Source organism: Pedobacter sp. 01N416 (genome assembly GCF_056399685.1).
This window is the reverse complement of sequence record NZ_JBFTRT010000392.1, coordinates 1-4,839: the sequence shown is the minus strand read 5'-3', so window position 1 is coordinate 4,839 and position 4,839 is coordinate 1. Positions and strand designations below refer to the sequence as shown.

Here is a 4,839-nt window from a genome sequence, read left to right as displayed (position 1 = left end):
TTTCTAGCCTGGGCGATATTAATTTGTATGCAGGTTACCATCTCGTGCAAAAACTAGAAGATAATTTCAAACAACAATTGATTGCCGGAGCTGGTATAAAATTGCCAACAGGTAAAAACGATTTCAAAAATGCGGCGGGTATCCGTTATTCTTCGCTGATGCAAGCTGGGACAGGAAGTACCGATGGTTTTGTATACCTAAACTACATGGTAGGCTTAGGAAAATTTGGGGCGAGCCTAAATACCTCATACAAGGTTAATGGAACCAACAGCCGCGATGAAAGTATTGCTAACAGCACGACCAGTTTCTTAAATATTTTTTATACCCAAAGAGTTGGCAAAGATATTCAGGTTATGCCATCAGCGCAGTTTTTTTATGAATATTCTGGCGGAGAAAAATACCAGGGCCAAAAAACAGGAGAACACGTCATGAATAATCTGATGGGCGGCGCAGGTATAGATGTTTTTTATAAGAATGTGGCGCTAAATGCAGGTATTCAAAAGAATATCTGGGAAGCTGAAACCGATCACCCAATGAGTGCAGGAAAGGTTTATGTTGGAATTACTTATAATTTTTAAATCACAGCATATGAACAGATTAAATCTTACGGTATTGTACCTAGTAACTACTTTGCTTTTTTCCTGTAAAACGGAACCTGATTCGAAAGCGATACGCCAGGAAGTACTTAACATCCACGATAAATTAATGATTGATGGGGAAAAAGTAGTAAAGAACAAAATGAAATTAGACAAACTCTTGGTTTCAGATCAGATTAAACTTGCTCAGGATTCGGTACTACAAAAACAAAAAATAAACGATTTAATTATACGGTTAAATGCAGCCGATGAAAAAATGATGGATTGGATGCACTTCTTCAAAGACGATTTTAAAGGAAAAACCGAACAGGAAGATCTTGATTATTATAAATCCGAAATGGTGAAAATAAGGGCCGTTGAAGATAGTTACATCAAGGTTACCAGAGAATCAGATTCGTTGATAAACGTATATCAAGTTAAATAAAACAGTCGGGAAGTCAGATGTCAGAAGGCCGAAGATATAGATCTTAACAATTTAAGTATCTAAACCTCGGTCTTCGAACATCCGGCCCTGGACTTTAAAACAATTCAAAATGAAAAAATTAAATTTCGCAATAATCCTAATTGGATTAACAACTCTATCATTAAAATCAAATGCGACACTGGTAATCAACGGATCAAAAACAAGCCGTATCGATTCTGCAAAGAAAGCAACGGTAGATCCGGTTTGTAAAATGAAAGTAAAAGCCCAGGCAGCTAAAACTACGGTTTATAATAAGGTTAGCTATAGTTTCTGTTCGGAGAGCTGTAAACAGAAATTTGTAGCGGAGCCGACGAAATACATTAAAAAGTAATAATCGGAAGTCCAAAGACCAGAGTTGGAAGATATGGAGCCAAAATCGTTTTAAACGCCCAAACTTCGAACTTTCGGACATCTGGCCCCGGACTTTTCCAAACAATTAACGTTCTAGACAGAATACCTCGTATATTTACACTTTTAACATAAAATCATGAATAAAATTACTGCTTACATTGCAACCTGTCTGCTAGTTGTTTCCATATTTACCGCTTGTAAACAAGATAGAAAACTTCCCTTTTATGGCGAACGTCATGCCGAAACCGTTAGAGATGCAGCTGGAATAGAGAAAATTGATACCGTTTACCAAACTATTCCAAATTGGTCTTTCTTAAACCAGGATAGCATAGTAACAACGAACAAGGCAACAGATGGTAAAATCTACATTGCTGATTTTTTCTTTACTTCTTGTACCACCATCTGCCCTACCATGCACCGCAACTTAATGTCGGTTTACAATGAATTTAAAACTAATCCGGATGTGATGTTTGTATCGCACACCATCGATTTTAAATATGACAGACCACACGTTCTGAAAAAATACGCTCAAAAATTAGGTGTAGACGGACCAAAATGGCAGTTTCTTTATGGAAGTAAAGACAGCGTATATACACTGGCAGAAAAGAACTATTTAGTGGCTGTTGGCGAAGATAGTACTGCTAAAGATGGGTATATCCATCAAGGATATCTGGTTTTAATCGATAAAGACAGACGGATCCGCGGYGCTTATGATGGCACTAAAGAAGAGCAGGTAGAACAATTAAAAAAGGATATCCCGGTTTTATTGGCTGAGTACAAAAAGTAAAATTATTAGCCACGGAGACACGGATCTACACGGAATAAAAAGAATTTATCTCCAATGATTTGCTCTATAACCAAACTAGTTTTTACCACAGATATACAGGATAAACACAGATAATAACTAAATCTGTGTTTATCTTTAGTTATCTGTGGTTAATATTAACAAAACATCAATGCGCAAGTACATTATCAATTCAATCTTTTTCCTTTTCATTATAGGCATCATCTTATCTTGCCAAAACCAGGAAACAATCGATCTGCAGAATTACATGTCGAACGGAAAAGATATTTATAAAGCCAAGTGCCAGAATTGTCATGGCGAAAATGGCGAAGGATTGGGTGAGCTCGCACCTCCATTAACTGATTCGGTATTTTTAAAAACAAACAAAAACCGCTTAGCTTGTTTTATCAAAAACGGGGCAAACGAATCTTTGATCGTCCATGGAAAAGAATACAAAGAAAAAATGCCCGCTTTCCCTGAACTGGCTGATATTGACGTAGCACAGGTAATGGTTTATATCACCAATTCGTTTGGCAATAAGCAGGGATTTGTACCCTATTCGCAGGTCTCAAAGGATTTGCAGAATTGTAAATAAATAATATTTTGTATATTTAAGGTATGACAACGATAACTCTACAAGTTCCAGATAGCTTAGGCGAACATGAGCACGATACGGTGCGCTTTATCGCTGCAAAGTTGTACGAATCTGGAAAACTATCATTAGGCCAAGCAGCAGCTATGGTTGGTTTATCAAAACATACTTTTGCAGAATTACTTTCTGATTATGGCGTTTCAATACTTAACTATCCCGTTTCAGAAATGTTAAGTGATGCAGAAAAAATATGAAATAGTAATCGCTGATACCAGTTGCTTCATTCTATTAGAAAAAATTGGGGAGCTGGGCCTTTTGAAATTACTTTTTTCAGAAATTATCACAACAGATACTATTGCTTCAGAATTTGGTTCACCTTTACCTCCTTGGATCCAAATTAGAACGCCTAAAAATATTACTTTTCAAAACTCATTAGATATTGATGCTGGCGAAGCAAGTGCTATTACTTTAGCACTAGAATCAGAAAGTTCGCTTCTTATTTTAGACGATAACAAAGGCAGGAAACTGGCTAGAAGACTAAATCTCCTTTTCACGGGCACATTGGGCATAATTTTAAAAGCAAAAAATGTCGGTATTATCCCTTCAATAAAACCTATTATTCAGAAAATACAAGAAACAAATTTTAGATTTTCTAAAAAGGTGCTAGATGAAATATATGCACTCGCAAATGAATAGTATTATCACGATTGTGATAATATGGATAAAAACCCCATCTTTACGCAAAATGCAGGTTATTCTATCGCTGTCTCGGGTAAAATCGAGAGAGAGGAAAGTCCGGGCAACGCAGGGCATCTCGCTTTCTAACGGAAAGGGGTTCAGGAATGAAAACCTGAATTACGGATTAGTGCAACAGAAAATATACCGTCCTGACTTTACGTCGGGATAAGGGTGAAAACGTGCGGTAAGAGCGCACGAGCATTACAGGCGACTGTAGTGGTTTGTAAACCCCGAGAGTTGAAAGACCAAATAGGCTAACGTATGTAGGGCTGCCCGTCCGATGTTAGTGGGTAGGTCGTTAGAGATAAACGGCAACGTTTATAGTGGATAAATGATAGAAATCCTGAGCAATCAGGAAACAGAACCCGGCTTATAGACCTGCATTTTTTTATTCACTTAATAAAATACTTTTTGTTTCGTCGAGTTTGGCCACTTCTGCTTCGCCCAAAACAGGAAACTTCAGATCCAGATTTTTTAATTTATCTTCAATAATTTCACTTATTGCCAATCGGGCAAACCATTTTTTATCGGCAGGTATGATGTGCCAAGGCGATTCTACTGTGCTTGTTTCGTTAATCGCGTCCTGGTAAGCTTCCATATACTTATCCCATAAAGCCCTTTCTTTAATATCGCCCGAAGAGAATTTCCAGTTTTTAGTAGGATCATCAATACGTTCTAAAAAGCGTTGTTTTTGTTCATCTCTGCTCACATTTAAAAAAAACTTCAAAATTACCGTTCCATTGGCCGTTAAATGTTCTTCAAAATTTCTGATACTCTTATAGCGCTGTTGCCAAAAGCTTTTATTGATCTTTTTTACATCATTAAGCCCTGGGATATTTTCGCTTAAAACATATTCGGGATGCACCTTACAAACCAAAACGTTTTCATAATGCGAACGGTTATGAATACCTATCCTGCCACGTTCTGGCAAAGCTTTATAATGTCTCCACAAAAAATCATGTTCATATTCTTCTGACGTTGGCACTTTAAAAGTATAAACCTGGCATCCCTGTGGATTTAGTCCACTCATTACATGTTCGATTGCACTGTCTTTCCCTGCAGCATCCATTGCCTGAAAAATAATCAGAACGGAATGTTTTCCAGATGCATATAATTTCTCCTGTAAATGATTGAGTTCTATTTTCGAATTCACCAATGCATCTTTAGCTTTTTCTTTATTATAACCGCCAGTATAATCTGTTTTGTGATTTTTTAAAGAAAATTTCTTATTGCCTTGTACAATTAATCCTTTAAATTCGTTTTTCATAATCATGTATTTGTTTTAGATAAATCGATTCATCAATAATTTAAATAT

Annotated in this window: 8 protein-coding genes and 1 other RNA gene; 8 read left to right on the top strand and 1 reads right to left on the bottom strand. The window is 36.7% G+C overall.

Annotated elements, in window-relative coordinates; genetic code table 11:
• The 8 genes from AC1DND_RS19625 to rnpB form a co-directional block, all read left to right on the top strand.
• Positions 1 to 578 (top strand): transporter family protein (locus AC1DND_RS19625; protein WP_477584189.1); only part of this gene is annotated, 578 nt, incomplete at its 5' end.
• A 10-nt stretch (positions 579 to 588) separates the two neighbouring features.
• Entirely contained in the window at positions 589 to 1,020 is a 432-nt protein-coding gene (locus AC1DND_RS19620) for a hypothetical protein (protein WP_477584186.1), read from the top strand.
• 109 nt (positions 1,021 to 1,129) lie between these two features.
• Positions 1,130 to 1,390, top strand: coding sequence for a YHS domain-containing protein (locus tag AC1DND_RS19615; RefSeq protein WP_477584185.1), 261 nt, complete (start codon positions 1,130 to 1,132; stop codon positions 1,388 to 1,390).
• Positions 1,391 to 1,546: 156 nt separating this feature from the next.
• Positions 1,547 to 2,197 carry an SCO family protein gene (locus AC1DND_RS19610; protein WP_477584183.1) on the top strand — a complete coding sequence of 217 codons (651 nt, stop codon included), beginning with the start codon at positions 1,547 to 1,549 and terminating at the stop codon, positions 2,195 to 2,197.
• Between the two features lie 169 nt (positions 2,198 to 2,366).
• On the top strand, positions 2,367 to 2,789 hold the full coding sequence (locus AC1DND_RS19605; RefSeq protein ID WP_477584181.1) for a c-type cytochrome: 423 nt from the start codon (positions 2,367 to 2,369) through the stop codon (positions 2,787 to 2,789).
• A 23-nt stretch (positions 2,790 to 2,812) separates the two neighbouring features.
• On the top strand, positions 2,813 to 3,040 hold the full coding sequence (locus AC1DND_RS19600) for a UPF0175 family protein (protein WP_477584179.1): 228 nt from the start codon (positions 2,813 to 2,815) through the stop codon (positions 3,038 to 3,040).
• Positions 3,024 to 3,482, top strand: coding sequence for a PIN domain-containing protein (locus AC1DND_RS19595; protein ID WP_477584177.1), 459 nt, complete (start codon positions 3,024 to 3,026; stop codon positions 3,480 to 3,482). The genes AC1DND_RS19600 and AC1DND_RS19595 overlap by 17 nt, the downstream gene beginning before the upstream one ends.
• A 48-nt stretch (positions 3,483 to 3,530) precedes the next feature.
• Positions 3,531 to 3,913: RNase P RNA component class A (gene rnpB / locus AC1DND_RS19590), an RNA gene on the top strand.
• Here rnpB and AC1DND_RS19585 read toward each other — a convergent pair.
• Positions 3,913 to 4,791: a polyphosphate kinase 2 family protein gene (locus AC1DND_RS19585; protein ID WP_477584175.1), complete on the bottom strand. Its 879-nt coding sequence runs from the start codon at positions 4,789 to 4,791 to the stop codon at positions 3,913 to 3,915. The genes rnpB and AC1DND_RS19585 overlap by 1 nt on opposite strands.
• Between the last annotated feature and the right edge of the window lie 48 nt (positions 4,792 to 4,839).

Bases quoted from the DNA above. Each gene is read 5' to 3' on its own strand.
- AC1DND_RS19600 (WP_477584179.1), top strand. From the start codon at position 2,813: ATGACAACGATAACTCTACAAGTTCCAGATAGCTTAGGCGAACATGAG.
- AC1DND_RS19615 (WP_477584185.1), top strand. From the start codon at position 1,130: ATGAAAAAATTAAATTTCGCAATAATCCTAATTGGATTAACAACTCTA.
- AC1DND_RS19605 (WP_477584181.1), top strand. From the start codon at position 2,367: ATGCGCAAGTACATTATCAATTCAATCTTTTTCCTTTTCATTATAGGC.
- AC1DND_RS19595 (WP_477584177.1), top strand. From the start codon at position 3,024: ATGCAGAAAAAATATGAAATAGTAATCGCTGATACCAGTTGCTTCATT.
- AC1DND_RS19585 (WP_477584175.1), bottom strand. From the start codon at position 4,791: ATGAAAAACGAATTTAAAGGATTAATTGTACAAGGCAATAAGAAATTT.
- AC1DND_RS19620 (WP_477584186.1), top strand. From the start codon at position 589: ATGAACAGATTAAATCTTACGGTATTGTACCTAGTAACTACTTTGCTT.